Source organism: Streptomyces chiangmaiensis, from assembly GCF_036281785.1.
GTDB lineage: Bacteria > Actinomycetota > Actinomycetes > Streptomycetales > Streptomycetaceae > Streptomyces > Streptomyces chiangmaiensis.
The window spans coordinates 1-1,691 of record NZ_JAYWVC010000527.1 but is presented as its reverse complement, the minus strand read 5'-3'; the positions used below and the strand labels follow the sequence as shown (position 1 = coordinate 1,691).

The 1,691-nt window shown below is 67.7% G+C and carries 2 protein-coding genes and 1 pseudogene; 2 read left to right on the top strand and 1 reads right to left on the bottom strand.

The window, feature by feature from the left end; translation table 11 throughout:
• A partial coding sequence (locus tag VXC91_RS45215) for a DMT family transporter (protein ID WP_329513148.1) occupies positions 1-583 on the bottom strand: 583 nt, incomplete at its 3' end.
• Positions 584-970: 387 nt separating this feature from the next.
• On the opposite strand from VXC91_RS45215, the pseudogene VXC91_RS45210 reads away from it, so the two are divergent.
• Positions 971-1,087: pseudogene (locus VXC91_RS45210) on the top strand (IS630 family transposase); the annotation flags it as partial.
• A 153-nt stretch (positions 1,088-1,240) separates the two neighbouring features.
• Positions 1,241-1,468 carry a tryptophan 2,3-dioxygenase family protein gene (locus VXC91_RS45205; protein WP_329513149.1) on the top strand — a complete coding sequence of 76 codons (228 nt, stop codon included), beginning with the start codon at positions 1,241-1,243 and terminating at the stop codon, positions 1,466-1,468.
• Positions 1,469-1,691 lie beyond the last annotated feature (223 nt).

Genomic DNA, 1,691 nt, shown 5'->3' with positions numbered 1-1,691 from the left:
GGATACCCTCGCGGCTGAGAGTGTCCGTGGCGGACTTCATCAACGCGGCGGTCAGGGCGTATCCGACTGCGGTGGCCAGACCCATGTAGGCGGCGCGGCTCGGGCCCACGCGGCGACTGCTTGCGATGGTGCACAGCATCGCAATGACTCCCAGGCAACAGGGGATCACCGCCGTCCACAACGAGGCGGGGGCTTGGAGGGTGCCTCCGTTGGGTGCGGCCGCGAACATCCCCACGCAGAGACTGACGACGATGCTGCCGACAGAGAGCCAGGTCGCCCGGGGTATCGGGCGGTGGAAGGCGATGCCTGCGACGAACAGGGTGAACGGCAACTCCAGCAGGAAGACCGGCTGTACGACGGCCAGCGGGCCGGTGGCCAGCGCGGCACCCTGAAAGAGCGCCGCGAAGATGACGCCTCCGATGCCGAGCACCCAGATGGGTGTGCGGAGCAGGTCCCACATCAGGCCGATCCGGAATCGGTCGGACTGCGGGACGATCAGGGCGGCGCGACGCTGCATCACGCTCCCCAGAGAGTTGCTCGCGGCCGCGAGCACGGCGCAGACCATTGACACGGCGATCAGCACGAAGACCTCCTCTCGGCGACGGTGACGGCGGGGAAGGGCGACGGGAGACGGGAGATGGGAGAGCGGCCATGGCCATTACGCGGCTGAGCCGTGCGTGGCGCGCTCCGCGGCTCCGCTCACCAGGCCCCCACCCGACCCGATATCGCAGGGCTGACCTGGAATATTGCGAGTAGAGCGAGTCTCCGACACCCGACCCTGAGTTCCGTCCGGTCCGCCGTGCCGCAGCGACCGACATGCCCCGCCCCTGCGGTGGGTCTTCACGGGCACCGACGACGACCACCCTTCCGGTCCTCCAGGGCTACGGCCCGCGCCCCGAGGCGAAAGTGTTCGCACAGCGCAGGTCAGGGATCGGCTCGCGCTCACCCAACAGGAGATGCGACTCGTCCACGCCGCGGCGTACACAAGTCTGTCCAGGCCCTGGAGAAGGACATCCGGGCCTGGATCGCCGCTTGGAACGAGGACCCCAAGCCGTTCGTCTGGACGAAGACCGCCGAGGAGATCCTCGAAGCCGAGCACTCATCGGATGAACGTGCCGATCTCTTGGGCTGCTTCCAGCAGCAAAGGGGCCAGCTCGTCGACGCGCGGAGGGGGGAGTCGGTCGTTCACCGAGACTTTGCCGAACCATACGTCACTCGGCCAGAGGTCGAGGCGGCATGGGTGCGGGTCTACCGCGAGGAGTCCTTCGCCGAACTGCGGGCGCTGGACGAGTTGCTGACCCAGGTCAGCGAGCACTTCACCCTGTGGCTGCAAAGACACCTCACGGTGACGGTACGCACTTTCGGTGCCAAGCCGGGCTACTACGGCACGGACGCCGTCGCATGGCTGCGCCGCGGCCTCGACCAGCCCGTCTTCCCCGAATTGTGGAGCTCACGCACCGCCATGTGATCACCGATGTACCGAAGCGCCCTCCACGGCATCCGGCCGGCCTAATGGAACCGACCCCGCCCGATGCCGGGCGGGGGGGAACTCCTAAAGCGGGTGTCGCAGGTCCGAATCCTGCCGGGGGCACCAGCCGAAAGGCCCCGTCGCAGCGTTGATCGATTACACGGCCGCAGGTCAGAGACCCGCCCTTCACTTCTTCGGCAACTGGGGCCGCAGCTACTTCTGC